We start from the raw sequence: 16785 nt of genomic DNA, 5'->3' as shown, positions 1-16785 counted from the left end.
GGTAGAGCGATGGGCTCGCCTGGTGAGAAAAACGTGTCGGTGGCTCGGCCTACGATGACGATCGCTCGAGGACTCGCGTTTGCGAGGCCACTCGAGACTTCTCCGGGGGGACGGCCCCGGACGATTGACAATGAAGGGAATTGGTGTGGCGGATCGCCTGATCGTGCGGGGTGCGCGTGAGCACAATCTGCGAGGAGTCGATCTCGACCTCCCGCGAGACAGCCTGATCGTCTTCACCGGGTTGTCCGGCTCCGGCAAGTCCAGCCTCGCGTTCGACACGATCTTCGCCGAAGGTCAGCGCCGCTACGTCGAGTCGCTCTCGGCATACGCGCGTCAGTTCCTCGGTCAGATGGACAAGCCGGATGTGGACTTCATCGAGGGATTGTCTCCTGCGGTGTCGATCGACCAGAAGTCGACCAACCGCAACCCCCGTTCGACGGTGGGCACCATTACCGAGGTCTACGACTACCTCCGACTTCTCTATGCCCGCGCAGGTTCGGCGCACTGCCCGGTGTGTGGTGAGAAGATCGCACGTCAGACGCCCCAGCAGATCGTCGACCAGGTGCTCGAGATGGAGGAGGGCATCAAGTTCCAGGTCCTCGCACCAGTGGTCCGTACTCGTAAGGGCGAGTTCGTCGATCTCTTCGATCAGCTCAACACCCAGGGCTACTCGCGAGTGCGCGTCGACGGTGTCGTCCATTCGCTGGCCGATCCGCCGAAGCTCAAGAAGCAGGAAAAGCACGACATCGAAGTAGTGGTCGACCGATTGCAGGTCAAGGCGAGTTCGAAGCAGCGCCTGACCGACTCGGTCGAGACCGCACTTCGCTTGGCTGAAGGCATCGTGGTCCTCGACTTCGTCGACCGTGAAGAAAATGCACCTGATCGTGAGCGTCGTTTCTCCGAGAAGTTGGCCTGCCCGAATGGCCACGCACTCGCGATCGACGATCTCGAACCGCGCTCGTTCTCCTTCAACTCGCCCTACGGCGCCTGCCCGGAATGCACCGGCCTCGGTATCCGCAAGGAGGTCGACCCGGATCTGGTGGTTCCCGATCCCGACCTGAGTCTCGAAGACGGAGCAATCGCGCCCTGGTCGATGGGCCAGAGTTCGGAGTACTTCGGACGTTTGCTGTCCGGCCTCGGCGACATCCTCGGTTTCGACATGAAGACGCCGTGGAACAAGTTGCCGGCGAAGGCCCGCAAAGCAATCCTCGAAGGCAGCGAGGAGCAGGTTCACGTCCGGTACAAGAATCGGTACGGCCGTACCCGTTCTTACTACGCGGAGTTCGAAGGTGTGATGCCGTTCCTGCATCGCCGGCTCGAGCAGACCGAATCGGATCAGATGAAGGAACGGTACGACGGGTACATGCGCGACACGCCGTGCCCGGCGTGTGGTGGTGCTCGCCTGCGCCCGGAAATCCTGTCGGTAACTATCGCGGCTGGAGACTTCGGCAGTAAGTCCATCGCCGAGGTCTGTGAACTGTCGATCTCCGATTGCGCGGACTTCTTGAACAGCCTCACTCTCGGTTCGCGCGAAGAGGCGATTGCGGGTCAGGTCCTCAAGGAAGTTCAGGCACGACTCGGGTTCCTGCTCGACGTCGGCTTGGAATACCTTTCCCTCTCGCGTGCCGCTGGCACGTTGTCCGGTGGCGAGGCCCAGCGAATCCGCTTGGCAACGCAGATCGGTTCCGGACTCGTCGGCGTGCTGTATGTACTCGACGAGCCGTCCATCGGCCTGCATCAGCGTGACAATCGACGACTGATCGAAACCCTGACGCGCTTGCGCGACCTCGGCAACACGCTGATCGTCGTCGAGCACGACGAAGACACTATCCGCACGTCCGACTGGGTAGTCGACATCGGACCGTACGCCGGCGAGCACGGCGGCAAGGTCGTCCACAGCGGACCGTACGAAGAACTGCTGACGTGTGAAGAATCTCTGACCGGCGCCTACCTGTCGGGTCGCAGCTTCATCGAGGTTCCGGCCATTCGTCGGCCGGTGGATCGCAAACGCCAGGTCACGGTCGTCGGAGCTCGCGAGCACAATCTCGACGGCATCGACGTGAGTTTCCCGCTGGGTGTTCTCACCGCTGTCACCGGTGTCTCCGGTTCGGGCAAGTCGACGTTGGTCAACGACATTCTCGCGACCGTCATGGCGAACAAGCTCAACGGTGCACGCCAGGTGCCTGGCCGTCACACACGAATCAACGGACTCGATCAGCTGGACAAGCTCGTGCAGGTCGATCAGTCTCCGATCGGCCGGACTCCGCGATCGAATGCGGCGACGTACACCGGTGTGTTCGACAAGATTCGAACCCTGTTCGCGGCCACGACGGAAGCGAAAGTCCGCGGTTACCAGCCCGGCCGATTCTCGTTCAATGTCAAGGGTGGACGCTGCGAGGCGTGCTCCGGCGACGGAACCTTGAAGATCGAGATGAACTTCCTGCCGGACGTGTACGTGCCCTGCGAGGTATGCCACGGCGCTCGGTACAACCGCGAAACGCTCGAGGTCCACTACAAGGGCAAGTCGATCGCCGAGGTACTCGACATGCCTATCGAGGAAGCAGCCGAGTTCTTCCAGCCGGTCACCTCAATTCACCGGTACCTCAAGACGCTGGTCGACGTCGGCCTGGGCTATGTCCGACTGGGTCAGCCGGCTCCGACTCTGTCCGGTGGTGAAGCGCAGCGCGTCAAGCTCGCCGCCGAATTGCAGAAGCGGTCCACCGGTCGCACGGTGTACATCCTCGACGAGCCCACCACGGGTCTGCATTTCGAGGACATCCGAAAGCTCCTGATCGTGATCAACGGTCTGGTCGACAAGGGCAACAGCGTGATCGTGATCGAGCACAACCTCGACGTGATCAAGACGTCGGACTGGGTCGTCGACATGGGACCCGAGGGTGGATCCGGCGGCGGAACCGTTGTGGCGCAAGGTACGCCGGAAGACGTTGCCGCGGTCCCCGAGAGCTACACGGGCAAGTTCCTCAGTGAGGTTCTCACCGCACAGCACGCGCCGGTCAAGGCCAAGCCGATCACCAAGAAGCGTGCGACGAAGGCAGTTGCCGCAAAGAAGGCCGCGCCACGGAAGAAAGCCGCTTCCGTGAGCTAGTAGAACGTGAGCAAGTAGAAATCGGTCAGTGATGCCGGGTCGGAATCGACCCGGCATCACTGCTTTGTCGATCAGGAAGTGCTGGTCTCGAGAATTACGTTGGCGACCTCTTCGGGGCGCGACCACATCGGCCAATGGCCGGTCGGGAGGTCGACGTACGTCACGGGGAGTTTCGCCAGTTCGGCGGCCATCGGATGACCTCCGTCGGCCATCTGGGCGATCACCGCGGAGGGGAACGTGCTGCAAACGACGGTTGACGGCACCTGGTAGCGCTTTTCGTTCGTCAGGACAATCGGCTCACGCGCGGGCCCAGCCGGTTCGGGTACCGCGTTGGCGCGGAACGTCTCCAGAGCTTTCTCGTCGAGTCCTTCGAGGCTGCTGCCGTCCGCTTCGAGCTCTGCCCACGTGGGGAGCGGAATCTCGATGACATCGGAAGCCAGATCCGGTCGCAGCGCTGCGCCGTCGGGCATGGGGCCCGAGTCGACGTAGACGATCCGAGCGACGCGATCCGGGATGCGATCGGTGACGGCGTACCCCACCGGGCCGGCGCCGCTGTGTACGACCAAGACCGTGCGCTCGTCGGAGTCCGATACGGCGTCGACGACTGCACGGACGTGAGCGTCGAAGGTGACCGCTGATCGATCTGTGTCTACTGCGTCGAGCCCGGGCAGTGTCAGGCTGGTCACGCGGGTGTCGGAACGTTCGAGGTGTGGGAGTACTGCATCCCAAGCCCATGAACCGAGCCAGAATCCGGGAACAAGAACGATGTGAGTTTTCATGGACTCACAGTGCACCCGGGTTGGTGACAACAGAGTGTCACCAATTATGTCACCGTTTGGTATCGGAATCTGAGACACTGGTGAACGTGAATCGAGCTGCGAGATTGCATGCTCTCGTCGAGGAACTTCGGCGACAGGGCGATCGAGGGACTACGTGCTCCCGATTGTCCGAGGAATTCGGTGTCACCACCCGGACGATCAAGAGGGATATCGAGACGCTGATGATGTCGGGTGCGGCGATCGAAGCGCGCTCAGGTCCCGGAGGTGGATACCGACTCGTGGGTCGCGCCACGCTGCCGCCGGTGAATTTCACTGTTCCGCAGGCAGTTTCGATCGCGTTGGCCTTGACGGCGATGGGTGATGCTCCGTTTGCGCCGGATGGGCGAGCAGCGCTGGCGAAACTGCTCGATGTGATGGACGAGGAGAGTCGTCGCAAGGTCGCCGAGCTCGGTGGCCGCGTGTGGATTCGCGGTGAGGGCGGGGCTCTGACGGATTCGCGCGCGAACCGGCAGGCCGTCGAGCAGGGTCTCGAACAGAGTCGAGTCGTGTCGTTGCACTACGTGGATGGGGACGGTGCGGAGACGGTGCGGGCAGTTGAGCCGCACATTCTGGCGCAGGACCGTGGTCAGTGGTTTCTCATCGGCTGGTGTCGCGAGCGCGAAGCCGTGCGGTGGTTTCGACTCGATCGAATGCGTCGGGCCACGCTGACGAACGATCACTTCACACCACGCGATTCGACCGTCTTCGGGCAACCGCCCGAAGACGCTCGGCCTGTTTCTCCCCGTAGGTGAGTGACTCAGTCGATCATGTTGCGGGCTGCGGCAACGGAATCCGTGATCAGTTCGGTCAGGGCGGTCACATCGACGTCGCTCAGCCGTTTGACGTACAGGCAGCCCTTGCCGATTTTGTGCTTGCCGAGGCGAGCGAGCGTGTCGGTGTAGTCGTCGAAGTTCAGCGACAAGTACAACGTGAGCGCGGTGGCCCTGGGGGAGAACCCGATCAGTGGGGTGTCACCTTCGTGGCCACTCGCATATCGGTAGTGCCGTGCCCCGAATCCGATGATGCTCGAGCCCCACATGACAGCAGGCTCGCCGGTTGCGGCCGACAGCAGGGAGATCAGCTCCACGGCGTCGGCGCGTTTGCGGTCGTCGACGCGTGAAATGAATGCGTCGACGTCCTCGGGCGTCGGTTGAGTCTTGTTGGCGGTTGCCAACTCAGTAGACCGGACCGGTGAACTTCTCGCCCGGTCCCTTTCCTGGCTCGTCCGGGTGCGAGGACGCCTCACGGAATGCGCGCTGCAGGGCTTGGAGGCCTTCACGGATGGGTCCGGCATGAGGGCCGAGGTATTCGACCGACGCAGTCACGAGTCCGGCAAGTGCCGTGATGACGCGACGCGCTTCGTCGAGGTCCAGGTAGGGGCTGGAAGACGGATCGGCGTCGGAGAGGCCGAGTTTTTCGGCAGCCGAACTCATCAGCATCACTGCAGCGCGGCTGATGACCTCGACCGCGGGAACTTCGGAGAGTTCGCGGACGTCGGGGTTCGCGCCGTCGGTGTTCTGTTCTGCCTCGAAGTTCTCACTCATGGATGTAAGGATTCCATCAGGCCGTGACGGTGTTGAATCGGGCCTCTCCCGGCAGCACTGGGAGCGGCACCGATTTCTTTCATCTGTGGCGACCTGTTACTCTTGTTGCAACGACCGCCTCCGACTTGTTCGGGGGCAGCAAGTGGAGTCCGACTCCCACCTCTGCACGGCAGGTGAAACTGCAGTTCAGTGGTTCCGGTCACCTGTTATCGGAGATCATTCTTCGTCAGGTTCCTCGCTCAGTCGAGGAGATAGGTTTCGGCGTGAGCTGGATCCTATGTGATCGGTCGACATCGGGCCCCGCGGATGAGCAATCATCACAGCGGGGCTTTTTTGTTGGGGTGCGGGCGGTACGGGCTGCGTGCGGTCATGAAGACCGCACCGTTCAACCTAGGAGGCCCCATCAGCACTGAGACCCGCATCAACGATCGTATCCGCGTTCCCGAGGTTCGTTTGGTCGGACCTGGCGGCGAACAGGTAGGCATCGTGCGTGTTGAAGATGCACTCCGCTTGGCCCTTGAGGCCGACCTCGACCTGGTCGAGGTAGCTCCTGACGCCCGTCCACCGGTCTGCAAGATCATGGACTACGGCAAGTTCAAGTACGAGGCTGCACAGAAGGCACGTGAGTCACGTAAGAACCAGCAGCTGACGGTCATCAAGGAGCAGAAGCTCCGACCCAAGATCGACGACCACGACTACGAGACCAAGAAGCGCAACGTCGTTCGCTTCCTCGAAGCCGGTTCCAAGGTCAAGGTCACGATCATGTTCCGCGGACGTGAGCAGTCACGCCCCGAACTCGGCTACCGCCTTCTGCAGCGTCTGGGAGCAGACGTCGCAGATCTCGGATTCGTCGAAACCTCGGCAAAGCAGGACGGCCGAAACATGACGATGGTCCTGGCACCGCACAAGGGCGCCAAGACTCGTGTCAAGGCGCAGGAGAGCGCTCAGGCGCCAGTGGCTCAGGCTGCTCCGCGTCCGGCTCCGGCCGCACCGGCTTCCAGTGAAGCAACTCCGGAAGCACCGGCGACCGGCGATGCCGCTCCCGAGGCTCCGGCCAGCTAGTCGATTTCCCAAGATCCACCACGTAACAAGAACTGAGGACTCCATGCCCAAGATGAAGAGCCACAGCGGCGCCTCGAAGCGATTCAAGGTGTCCGGCAGCGGAAAGCTCATGCGCCAGAAGGCCGGCCGTCGCCACCTTCTCGAGCACAAGTCCAGCAGGGTTACCCGTCGTCTCGACGGTGTCGCTGTTGTCAGCCCTGACGACGCTCCGCGCATCAAGCGCATGCTCGGCATCTGAGTCGCCCCCTTACTGACCACCCGGGGCCGTACTTTCAGCCCCTAGATTGACAGGATTTTTCAAGTGGCACGCGTAAAGAGGGCGGTCAACGCCCAGAAGAAGCGTCGTTCAATTCTTGCTGCATCCAGCGGCTACCGTGGACAGCGTTCGCGTCTGTACACCAAGGCCAAGGAGCAGCAGCTCCACTCGCTCACCTACGCGTACCGCGACCGTCGTGCGCGCAAGGGCGAGTTCCGCAAGCTGTGGATCACGCGTATCAACGCTGCAGCTCGTGCAAACGACATCACGTACAACCGCCTCATCCAGGGCCTGCGTCTGGCAGAGGTCGACGTCGACCGCAAGATCCTGGCCGAGCTCGCTGTCTCCGATGCCGAGGCCTTTGCCGGCCTGGTCGCACTCGCGAAGGCCGCTCTGCCGGCTGACGTGAACGCTCCTGCCGGAGAAGCAGCCTGATTCACGCATCACAGCAACGGCCCGTGGACCCGCTCACCGAGCGGACTCCGCGGGTCGTTTCTGCTGTCAAGCTCCTGCGCACAGCAGAACGACGCAAAGCAGGACGTTTCCTCGTCGAGGGCGAGAACTCGGTCACCGAACTGTTGAACGGTGCACTCTCGAATGGCGAGGCCCGCCCGGTGCACGACCTCTTCTACACCGAGGACGCAGCCGAGCGCTATCAGCACGTCATCGATCGGGCGCTGACCGCTGGAGTTCGTGTTGCTCGTGTGACCGATCGAGCAATCAAAGCTCTGAGCGATACCGTCACGCCGCCCGGACTCGTTGCCGTCAGCGATCTACTGGACGTACCGCTGAGCGCAGCCGTCCATCAGGAGACCCGCCTGCTCGCAGTGCCGGTCGAGGTCAACGAACCAGGTAACGCGGGCACCGTCATTCGCATCGCCGACGCAGTGGGTGCCGATGCGGCAATCCTCGCCGGCGACAGCGTCGATCCGCATAACGGCAAGGTCGTTCGTTCGTCGGCGGGCAGCCTGTTTCACCTGCCAGTCGTCCGCGATCGAGACACAGTGTCGGTGATCGAGCAGATTCGCGCAGCCGGCATTCAGATTCTCGCGACTGCAGCTGACGGCGAGGTCGATCTCGACGAGGCCGACGAGTTGCTGAGCAAGCCGACGGCCTGGCTGTTCGGTAACGAAGCGCACGGTCTCGATCCGGCGATCGCCGCGCAGGCTGATCATCGGGTCAGGATTCCGATCCATGGCCGCGCCGAAAGCTTGAACCTCGCGACAGCGGCGGCAATTTGCCTGTACGCAAGCGCGCGGGTGCAAAATCGCGCCACCGATCACGGCTGAAAACGCACGCGAAGACCTCACGGAATCCCATTTGCGGAAGCCTGAGACAATACAAGAGCAGAGACAATGCTCGAGCGAGTTCGAAAGCTCGCTCGCAGTACAAGAAGTAAGCAGTACAAGAAGCACGCAGTACGAGAAGTAAACCGAGAAGCGACAGGAGCGTCACAGCCGTGGCCAAAAATGAGGGCGCGACACCGCCGGAGGTCGACGCGAGTGTACTCACCGAAGAGGCGTTGACCGCTGCGGCTGAGAACGCCGAGAAGGCGCTGGCGGACGCCGCTGACCTGGATGCGCTGGCGCACGTCAAGGTGGAGCACCTGGGGGACAAGTCCCCGATCGCCCTCGCTCGCCGGGGACTCGGCAGCCTTCCGGGCAAGGAAAAGGCGGACGCCGGTAAGCGCGTCAACATCTTCCGCACTCGGATCAACAACGCGTACGACGCTCGTCGTGAGGTCCTCCTCGCCGAGCGTGACGCCGCGGTGTTGGTTGCCGAGGCAATCGACGTCACTCTGCCTTCCGATCGTCACCCCGTCGGGGCGCGTCACCCGATCAGCCTGATTTCCGAGCAGGTCGCCGACGTATTCGTCGCGATGGGTTGGGAAGTTGCCGAGGGTCCGGAGGTGGAGACCGAGCACTTCAACTTCGACGCGCTCAACTTCTTGCCGGATCACCCTGCCCGCACGATGCAGGACACCTTCCACCTGGCACCCGAGAACTCGCGCCAGGTGCTGCGTACCCACACCTCGCCGGTGCAGGTCCGCACCATGCTCTCGCGTGAGGTACCGATCTACGTGGTGTGCCCGGGCCGCACGTTCCGCACCGACGAACTCGATGCGACCCACACGCCTGTCTTCTCGCAGGTCGAAGGCCTGGCCGTCGACAAGGGCCTGACCATGGCCAACCTGCGCGGGACTCTCGACGCGTTCGCTCGTGCCCTTTTCGGCCCCGAGACGCGTACCCGTATGCGCCCCAACTACTTCCCGTTCACGGAACCGTCGGCCGAGGTCGATGTCTGGTTCGCGAACAAGAAGGGCGGCGCAGGCTGGGTCGAGTGGGGCGGCTGCGGCATGGTCAACCCGAACGTTCTGCGCGCCAGCGGTATCGATCCCGACGAGTACTCGGGTTTCGCATTCGGCATGGGCCTCGAGCGGACCCTGCAGTTCCGCAACGGTATCCCGGACATGCGCGACATCGTCGAGGGTGACGTGCGTTTCACGCTGCCCTTCGGTGTCGCAGGCTGACCGATCCGGTCCGCGGAACCTTCACAAAGACTTATCGACAAACGAGAGAGCTGAGCAGACGTGCGAGTAGCGCAATCCTGGCTGACCGAGATCCTGCAGCGGGCAACTCCGGACTGGGAGGTGACCCCGGAAGAGCTGGACGCCGGGTTCGTCCGGGTGGGACTCGAAGTCGAGGAACTCGACACACTCGAGGCGATCGACGGCCCGTTGGTCGTCGGCAAGGTCGTCTCCATCACCGAACTGACCGAGTTCAAGAAGCCGATCCGCTTCTGCCAGGTCGAGGTCGGCGAACCCGAGCCTCGCGGCATCGTCTGTGGCGCGCGTAATTTCAACGAGGGTGACCTCGTCGTCGTTGCGTTGCCCGGCGCGGTGCTGCCCGGCGGATTCGAAATCGCCACTCGCAAGACGTACGGCCAGGTGTCCGACGGCATGATCTGCTCCGTCTCGGAACTCGGTATCGGCAAAGACCATTCGGGCATCTTGGTGCTCGAGCCCGGTACCGCCGAACCCGGCGCGGACGGCAACGAGTTGCTCGGTCTCGGTGACACGATCATCGAACTGAACATCACCCCGGACCGTGGCTACTGCTTCTCGGTCCGCGGTCTCACGCGAGAACTCGCGTGCGGCTTCGATCTCGAATACGCCGATCCCGCTTCGGTTCCCGCTCACCCGGCTGAGGGTGAAGCCTGGCCGGTGCGCCTCGAACCGGAGTCCAAGGCTTCGCGTTTCGTGATGCGGAAGATCACGGGTATCGATCCGCAGGCAGTGAGCCCGTGGTGGCTGCAGCGTCGACTGCTGCTCTCGGGTGTTCGCCCGATCTCGCCGGCAGTCGACGTCACCAACTATGTGATGCTCGAACTCGGTCAGCCTCTGCACGCGTTCGATGCGACCGCAGTGCAGGGCGACCTGGTGGTCCGTCGCGCCAAGGCGGGGGAGAAGCTGACGACGCTCGACGACGTCGAACGCACGCTCGATCCCGAAGACGTTGTCATCGCCGACGATTCCGGAGTCATCTCGCTGGCTGCCGTCATGGGCGGCGCAACCACCGAGGTGGGAACGGCAACGACGGACATCCTCCTCGAAGGAGCTACCTGGGATCCGCTCGCAGTCTTCAAGACGGCGCGCCGGCACAAGCTGCCGAGTGAGGCGAGCAAGCGTTTCGAGCGCGTCGTCGATCCGGCAATTCCGCTCGCGGCCGTCGACCGCGCAGCCGCTCTGCTGGTCGAGATTGCCGGCGGACGGATCGAACCGGTCCTGACCGACGTGGGCGATGTCGCCCCTCGCGCTGCCATTCGCATGGATATCGACCTGCCCGACCGTGTCGCCGGAGTCACGTACCCCAACGGCACCGCAGCTCGCCGCCTCACCCAGGTTGGCTGCAACGTCGAGGTCGGCGTCAGCGAAGAAGGACACGGCCAGTTGGTCGCGACGCCGCCGTCGTGGCGTCCGGACCTGGTGCAGCCTGCGGACCTCGTCGAGGAAGTTCTTCGCCTCGAAGGTCTCGAGCAGATCCCGTCTGTGCTTCCCGCCGCTCCGGCCGGACGTGGGTTGACTCCGTCGCAGCGGCGAAAGCGCACCGTCTCGAAGGCCGTGGCTCACGCCGGTTACGTCGAGGTCCTTCCTCCGGTCTTCCTGCCGACGAACGTCTTCGACGTCTGGGGCCTCGACGCGGATGATCCGCGCCGCAACACCAGCAAGGTCCTCAACCCGCTCGAAGCCGATCGTCCGGAGTTGGCGACCACGCTGCTCCCGGGTCTGCTGGAGATCCTGGCTCGCAACGCTTCTCGCGGTCAGCGTGATCTGTCGCTGTACGGCATCGCGCAGGTCGTCCTGCCGGGCCCCGACACCAAGCCGGTGGATGCATTGCCGGTGGATCGTCGTCCGACGGACGAGCAGATCGCGAACCTGATCGCGTCGTTGCCGGCTCAGCCCGTGCACATCGCTGCAGTGTTGAGTGGTTTGCGTGAGCCGAGCGGCCCCTGGGGTCCTGGCCGTCAGGCCGAGGCTTCGGACACTTTTGCAGCCGTGCGGGTCATTGCAGCTGCAGCAGGCGTCGAGGTGGAACTGCGTGCGGCGCAGTACCTGCCGTGGCATCCCGGCCGTTGCGCCGAGGTTGTCGTTGACGGCAACGTAGTCGGTCATGCGGGCGAACTGCATCCGGCTGTTCTCGAGCGCGCGGGACTGCCCGCGCGCACCTGCGCACTGGAAATCGATCTCGACGCTTTGCCATTGGTCGAGAATCTGCCCGCTCCGCGCATTTCGCCGTTCCCCGCAGTGCTCCAGGACGTGGCAGTTGTTGTCGATCGCGACATTCCGGCAGCCAAGGTGCAGGAAGCTCTGCGTTCCGGCGGCGGTGAGCTTCTCGAAGACATCCGCCTCTTCGACGTCTTCGAGGGCGAGCAGGTCGGTGAAGGCCGCAAGTCGCTCGCGTTCGCATTGCGATTCCGTGGTGTCGACCGGACGCTGACCGAGGACGAGGCCAGTGCCGCGCGCGATGCAGCAGTGGAGGCGGCTTCCAAGGCTGTCGGTGCGCAGATGCGTGGCTGATTTCCTCAACTGATCACAGAGCCCACGACCGTTGCCGGTGGTCGTGGGCTCTGTCGTGTTATCGGCTTTTCGACTGAGGTGAATCGGAAAGCCACACATCTGGCGCAACGGTGTCCGTCCGTCGCCCTTGCTGGTCGAGCACGTGGCCGAGCAGTTTGCGCAAATACAGCACGATGGATCGTTCCGTGACGCAAAGACCCGGAATCTCCTTGCGCAGACGAGTTTCGAATGCATCGAGTTCTGCAGGAGAATGCAGCCACAACTGAACCACCAGGTTGTCGGCGCCGACCACAGCGAAGCAGTTTCGGACTTCCGGCGCTCGGCTCAGCACTCGTCCCGCCGTATCGAGAAGCTCGGGTTCGACGCGGCACCACAAAGTGGCGAGCACGGGAAGCCCGGCCAGCGGCCGCGCGAATTCACACCGCAGCGCCACCAACCCCGAAGACGTGAGCCGGTCGATCTGGCGTTTGCACGCAGCGGGACTGACACCGATCGCGTCGGCCAACTCCTTCATGGGAGTGCGCCCGTCGTAGGCGAGCATCGTGAGAACCTTGCGATCCTGTTCGGAAATGCCGGTCGGCCGAGCGCGCACGGCAGTACGGTTTTCGATGGTGGTCAGCACACCCTTCTCGGACGGTGCCAGCGCATTGAGTCTCCATCGGCCACCTTCGGTGAACCAGCGTGTGATGATCGAGGTTCGTGTCGCCAGTACACCGTCGATCGTTGCGACGTCTTCCGATATGAAGCGCGACATCGACGCCAGGTCCGCGGTACCGGCTGTGACGAGCAGATCTGCTCTGCCCGTTGATGCTTCGATGGTCACGGCGTGGGCCGAGCGAGTCAGCCGTGCCGCGACGGTGTCGAGAAGAGCAGGTGAGCAATCGATTTCGATGATCGCTGTGACGATGCTGCCCAGGACCTGTGGCCCTGGAGTGACCGTGACCCAGGCCAACGACGATTCGGAGAGTCGATTCCAACGACGGGCGAGAGTCGCGGCGTCGAGTTCGAGTGGTCCGGCCAACGAAAGCCACTTCGATCGCGGTGCGAGCTGGAGCGCATTGATTATCCTCAGATCGATTTCATCTATCCCGCGACCGTTGCCGGTATCTGGTGCGCTCATAACGTCATTATCCGGCATATTTCTGCAAGATTCGGACTATCTGCGACGCTCGACGGATGATCACAGAGGAGAAGTACGCGCTGATCGGAGCGGGCCCGTCTGGATTGGCCGGCGCGCGAAACCTCGATCGGGCCGGGATAGCGTTCGACGGCTTCGAGAGCCACGACGACGTCGGTGGGCTCTGGGATATCGACAACCCGCACAGCACCGTCTACGAGTCGGCGCACCTCATCTCTTCGAAGGGCACCACCGCATTCGCGGAGTTCCCGATGGCGGATTCGGTGGCCGACTACCCGAGCCACGTCGAACTTGCCGATTATTTCCGCGACTACGCCGATACTCACGATCTTCGCAGGCACTTTGCCTTCGGCACTACCGTCGCCGACGTTTCGCCGGTCGATTCGCTGTGGCAGGTCACCACGCGCAGTCGCAGCGGTGAGACAACAGTCGCGCGGTATCGAGGCGTGATCATCGCGAACGGAACGCTGTCGAAGCCGAACATGCCGACTTTCCGGGGCGACTTCACCGGCACGTTGATGCACACGAGCCAGTACCGCAGCGCCGAGATCTTCCGCGGGAAGAAGGTACTGGTCATCGGGGCGGGCAACAGTGGATGCGACATCGCCGTCGATGCCGTCCACCAGGCCAAGTGCGTCGACCTGAGCGTTCGGCGAGGCTACTACTTCGTCCCCAAGTATCTGTTCGGCCGACCCTCGGACACCTTGAATCAGGGAAAGCCGTTGCCGCCGTGGATCAAACAACGCGTCGACACCTTGGTACTCAAGCAGTTCACGGGTGATCCGGTGCGGTTCGGATTTCCGGCACCGGACTACAAGATCTACGAATCGCATCCGGTCGTGAACTCGTTGATCCTGCACCACATCGGGCACGGTGATGTGCACGTGCGCGCCGACGTCGACCGGTTCGAGGGGAGAACGGTGCGGTTTGTCGACGGATCGTCTGCCGACTACGACCTCGTTCTCTGCGCCACGGGGTATCACCTCGACTATCCCTTCATCGCGCGCGAGGACTTGGACTGGTCGGGCGCTGCCCCGGACCTGTTCCTCAACGTCGCGAGTCGCCGCCACGACAATCTCTTTGTTCTCGGCATGGTCGAAGCATCCGGTCTCGGATGGCAGGGCCGTTTCGAGCAGGCCGAGTTGGTGGCCAAATTGATCACCGCACGTACCGAAGCCCCCGCCGCGGCGCGGGAATTCTCGGCGGCGGCGGCCGGTCCTCCTCCCGATCTGTCCGGGGGATACAAGTACCTGAAGTTGGGACGAATGGCCTACTACGTGAACAAGGACGCCTACCGATCGGCGATCAAGCGACACATCGGACTGCTTGATGCCGCTCTGACGAAGGGAGGACAGTGATGCCGATCGACGACGTGGTGCTCAACTTCAACCCGGGATCGTTGATGATCCTCAACGTGGTGCTGGCCGCGATCATGCTGGGGATCGCCCTCGACACCTCGGTCGACGACTTTCGTCGTGCGCTCACCAAACCCAAGGCGATGGCGGTGGGTATTGCTGCGCAGTTCCTGCTGTTGCCGGCAGTGACTTTTCTCCTGACGCTGATTCTCTCGCCGGCTCCGTCGGTAGCACTCGGCATGATCCTGGTGGCGTGCTGCCCGCCAGGGAACATCTCGAACGTCCTGACTCACCGGGCGGGCGGCGACGTCGCACTCTCGGTGTCCATGACGGCGGTGTCGAACGTCCTCGCGATCTTCCTCATGCCGCTCAATCTTGCGTTCTGGGGGAGCCGACGCCCGGAGACCGACGCTCTGTTGCAGTCCGTGAACCTGAATGCGCTCGAGATGGTCGCGCAAATCGCCCTGATCATCGGTGTGCCGTTCGTTCTCGGCATCTGGGCGGCACGAAGGTTTCCGGAGATCGCCGCGAAAGCGCAGCCTTGGGTGAAAAACGGTTCGTTGGTGGCGTTGTTGATCTTCATCGTCGCGGGGGTGTCGGGGAATGCGTCGTACTTCGTCGACTACATCGGGGTGGTACTGCTCGCGGTCTTCCTGCACGACACGGTTGCCCTCGCACTGGGATACTTCTGCGGCGCCGTCACCGGGTTGAACGAATACAGCCGTCGCGCCGTCTCTTTCGAGGTCGGCATCCGCAATGCGGGGCTGGGGCTTGGCCTGGTGTTCACGTTCTTCGACGGTCTCGGTGGCATGGCCGTCGTGGCCGGCTGGTGGGGGATCTGGGACATCATCGCCGGGTTGGCTCTGGCGACGATCTGGTCCAAGCGACGCGCCCGAAAGGCGGTACCGGCATGACCGTCGCACTCGTCACGGGCGGAAACGGGTTCCTGGGTACCGCTGTCATCGACGCACTGATCGCGCAGGGCATCACCGTCGTCTGTGTCGACCTCACGGTCAAGGACACGCCGGACGATCGCATCCGCCGCGTCAGGGCGGACGTCTGCGACCCCACAGAATTGGGGCGGGTGTTCGGTCAGTACCGACCGAACGTCGTGATCCACCTTGCGTCCATCGTGAATCCCGGCAAGAACACGACAGCAGAGCAGGAGTACCGCGTCGACGTCGACGGGACACGAAACGTGCTCGCGGCCTGCGTCGAACACGGGGTTGGACGGATCGTCGTGTCTTCGTCCGGAGCGGCGTACGGCTACCACTCCGACAGCCCACCGTGGATCACCGAGGACGTACCTGTCCGAGGCAACGACGAATTCACATACAGTCGCCACAAACGCCTGGTCGAAGAGATGCTCGCCGAATATCGCGTCGAACACCCGGAGTTGGAACAGGTTGTCTTCCGGATCGGCACGGTCTTGGGTGAGAGCGTCGACAATCAGATCACCGCGTTGTTCGATCGCCGCAAGCTGCTCAAGGTTGCCGGGAGCGACAGCCCCTTCGTCTTCGTCTGGCACACCGATGTCGCGGGCGCTTTTGCGGAGGCCGTGACCGGAAACCAAGTGGGCATCTTCAATGTCGCGGGCGACGGCTCGTTGACCGTCGACGAGTTGGCTTCCCGGATGGGCAAGAGCACGGTGACGCTTCCTGCATGGTTGTTGCGAGGCGTTCTACGCGTCGGACGGCGATTGGGCGTAACGGAACACGGTCCGGAGCGCGTCGGATTTCTCCAGTACCGACCGGTTCTCGACAATCGGCGGCTCAAGGAACAGTTCGGATACGTCCCCGAATATTCGAGCGAGGAAGCGTTTGCCGCGTATCTCGCGTCACGCTGACCCCTTCGACGGACGGTCGTGGAAGGATCGGAATTGTCCGTCGGCATTTTCGAGAAGGGACTGACAGTGTCACGAAATGATGGGCCCGAACATGATGGGTCCGAGCACGATGGTTCCGTGCACCAGGTAGTCGAGGCCGCCAGTGCACTCGACGACAAGGACTTCCTCGCGGTCGTCCGCGCAGTGGTCGAGCGTCGTCCGAGTTTGTCGGTCCTTCTTTCCGTGGTGGACACCGCTGCCGCGAGCCTCGAGCCGAACCGCGTCGAGGACGAGAACGAGATCACCGACGCCGAAGAAGTCGAACTGCCCGACACCGTTGTGGAGGTCGACGAGATCATCGACGTCCCGGTGGTACTTGCGACCGATCCGAGAATTCCCGAACCCGACTACACCGAAGGCGGAGTGCCCACTTTCGACCGCGTTCGGGAGAAGATAGAGGGGCGCTTCGGTACTTCAATAGGTTCGTCCGAACTGGCGCACGAGAGTCCTGCCGGAAAGTCCGTCGACGAGCAGTGGGACGAGCGCCAGAAGGCCGCAAAGGCCAAGCTCGAGGAGATCCGGCGATCCATGGGTAAGTAATTAT

16 protein-coding genes are annotated in these 16785 nt (G+C 62.9%); 12 read left to right on the top strand and 4 right to left on the bottom strand.

All coding sequences use genetic code 11. The features are described 5' to 3' along the window. Positions 1–145 precede the first annotated feature (145 nt). Positions 146–3106, top strand: coding sequence for an excinuclease ABC subunit UvrA (uvrA, locus tag P3G66_RS26700; protein ID WP_024487477.1), 2961 nt, complete (start codon positions 146–148; stop codon positions 3104–3106). Between the two features lie 71 nt (positions 3107–3177). Here uvrA and P3G66_RS26695 read toward each other — a convergent pair whose 3' ends face one another. After that, on the bottom strand, positions 3178–3885 hold the full coding sequence (locus P3G66_RS26695) for an alpha/beta hydrolase (RefSeq protein ID WP_030536734.1): 708 nt from the start codon (positions 3883–3885) through the stop codon (positions 3178–3180). 80 nt (positions 3886–3965) lie between these two features. Between P3G66_RS26695 and P3G66_RS26690 the strand changes: the two genes are divergently transcribed. Next, entirely contained in the window at positions 3966–4676 is a 711-nt protein-coding gene (locus P3G66_RS26690; protein WP_276117349.1) for a WYL domain-containing protein, read from the top strand. Between the two features lie 5 nt (positions 4677–4681). Here P3G66_RS26690 and P3G66_RS26685 read toward each other — a convergent pair whose 3' ends face one another. Both P3G66_RS26685 and P3G66_RS26680 read right to left on the bottom strand, forming a co-directional pair. Continuing rightward, complete coding sequence (locus P3G66_RS26685; protein ID WP_030536732.1) at positions 4682–5098, bottom strand: DUF1801 domain-containing protein; 417 nt, start codon at positions 5096–5098, stop codon at positions 4682–4684. 1 nt (position 5099) lies between these two features. Continuing rightward, complete coding sequence (locus P3G66_RS26680) at positions 5100–5468, bottom strand: DUF1844 domain-containing protein (RefSeq protein WP_007736262.1); 369 nt, start codon at positions 5466–5468, stop codon at positions 5100–5102. A 369-nt stretch (positions 5469–5837) separates the two neighbouring features. Here P3G66_RS26680 and infC point away from each other — a divergent pair, with 369 nt between their 5' ends. From infC to pheT, 6 genes are all read left to right on the top strand, one after another. Continuing rightward, entirely contained in the window at positions 5838–6530 is a 693-nt protein-coding gene (infC, locus tag P3G66_RS26675; RefSeq protein ID WP_276117348.1) for a translation initiation factor IF-3, read from the top strand. A 43-nt stretch (positions 6531–6573) separates the two neighbouring features. Then, positions 6574–6768, top strand: coding sequence for a 50S ribosomal protein L35 (gene rpmI, locus P3G66_RS26670; RefSeq protein ID WP_003944043.1), 195 nt, complete (start codon positions 6574–6576; stop codon positions 6766–6768). 63 nt (positions 6769–6831) lie between these two features. Further along, complete coding sequence (rplT, locus tag P3G66_RS26665; RefSeq protein ID WP_003944011.1) at positions 6832–7221, top strand: 50S ribosomal protein L20; 390 nt, start codon at positions 6832–6834, stop codon at positions 7219–7221. A 23-nt stretch (positions 7222–7244) separates the two neighbouring features. Beyond that, on the top strand, positions 7245–8075 hold the full coding sequence (locus tag P3G66_RS26660; protein WP_030536731.1) for an RNA methyltransferase: 831 nt from the start codon (positions 7245–7247) through the stop codon (positions 8073–8075). Between the two features lie 170 nt (positions 8076–8245). Next, complete coding sequence (gene pheS, locus P3G66_RS26655; RefSeq protein ID WP_003944109.1) at positions 8246–9316, top strand: phenylalanine--tRNA ligase subunit alpha; 1071 nt, start codon at positions 8246–8248, stop codon at positions 9314–9316. A 60-nt stretch (positions 9317–9376) separates the two neighbouring features. Continuing rightward, complete coding sequence (gene pheT, locus P3G66_RS26650) at positions 9377–11863, top strand: phenylalanine--tRNA ligase subunit beta (RefSeq protein ID WP_003944026.1); 2487 nt, start codon at positions 9377–9379, stop codon at positions 11861–11863. A 58-nt stretch (positions 11864–11921) separates the two neighbouring features. Here pheT and P3G66_RS26645 read toward each other — a convergent pair whose 3' ends face one another. Continuing rightward, positions 11922–12983: an Lrp/AsnC family transcriptional regulator gene (locus tag P3G66_RS26645; protein WP_058227018.1), complete on the bottom strand. Its 1062-nt coding sequence runs from the start codon at positions 12981–12983 to the stop codon at positions 11922–11924. Positions 12984–13039: 56 nt separating this feature from the next. Here P3G66_RS26645 and P3G66_RS26640 point away from each other — a divergent pair, with 56 nt between their 5' ends. The 4 genes from P3G66_RS26640 to P3G66_RS26625 all read left to right on the top strand — a co-directional run bounded on the left by P3G66_RS26640 (position 13040) and on the right by P3G66_RS26625 (position 16781). Next, the gene (locus tag P3G66_RS26640; protein WP_276117347.1) at positions 13040–14359 is read left to right on the top strand and encodes an NAD(P)/FAD-dependent oxidoreductase; all 1320 of its coding nucleotides are present in this window, start codon (positions 13040–13042) and stop codon (positions 14357–14359) included. Further along, the gene (locus tag P3G66_RS26635) at positions 14359–15270 is read left to right on the top strand and encodes a bile acid:sodium symporter family protein (RefSeq protein WP_042450555.1); all 912 of its coding nucleotides are present in this window, start codon (positions 14359–14361) and stop codon (positions 15268–15270) included. The genes P3G66_RS26640 and P3G66_RS26635 overlap by 1 nt, the downstream gene beginning before the upstream one ends. Next, positions 15267–16202, top strand: a complete 936-nt coding sequence (locus tag P3G66_RS26630; protein WP_054187402.1) for an SDR family oxidoreductase — start codon at positions 15267–15269, stop codon at positions 16200–16202. Before P3G66_RS26635 ends, P3G66_RS26630 begins: the two co-directional genes overlap by 4 nt. Positions 16203–16319: 117 nt before the next feature. After that, a complete protein-coding gene (locus P3G66_RS26625) occupies positions 16320–16781 on the top strand; it encodes a hypothetical protein (protein ID WP_054187435.1) in 462 nt (153 codons plus the stop codon). Positions 16782–16785 lie beyond the last annotated feature (4 nt).

Origin of the sequence: Rhodococcus sp. C3V (assembly GCF_029269915.1) — a bacterium.
Taxonomy (GTDB): Bacteria; Actinomycetota; Actinomycetes; order Mycobacteriales; family Mycobacteriaceae; genus Rhodococcus_F; species Rhodococcus_F qingshengii.
Note: the sequence above shows the minus strand (reverse complement) of the source record. Positions and strands in the feature narration are given on the sequence as shown.

Coding starts and splice junctions, on each gene's coding strand:
- infC (WP_276117348.1), top strand. CDS start 5,838: ATGAAGACCGCACCGTTCAACCTAGGAGGCCCCATCAGCACTGAGACC.
- P3G66_RS26640 (WP_276117347.1), top strand. CDS start 13,040: ATGATCACAGAGGAGAAGTACGCGCTGATCGGAGCGGGCCCGTCTGGA.
- P3G66_RS26635 (WP_042450555.1), top strand. CDS start 14,359: ATGCCGATCGACGACGTGGTGCTCAACTTCAACCCGGGATCGTTGATG.
- P3G66_RS26680 (WP_007736262.1), bottom strand. CDS start 5,468: ATGAGTGAGAACTTCGAGGCAGAACAGAACACCGACGGCGCGAACCCC.
- P3G66_RS26630 (WP_054187402.1), top strand. CDS start 15,267: ATGACCGTCGCACTCGTCACGGGCGGAAACGGGTTCCTGGGTACCGCT.
- P3G66_RS26645 (WP_058227018.1), bottom strand. CDS start 12,983: ATGAGCGCACCAGATACCGGCAACGGTCGCGGGATAGATGAAATCGAT.
- rpmI (WP_003944043.1), top strand. CDS start 6,574: ATGCCCAAGATGAAGAGCCACAGCGGCGCCTCGAAGCGATTCAAGGTG.
- P3G66_RS26695 (WP_030536734.1), bottom strand. CDS start 3,885: ATGAAAACTCACATCGTTCTTGTTCCCGGATTCTGGCTCGGTTCATGG.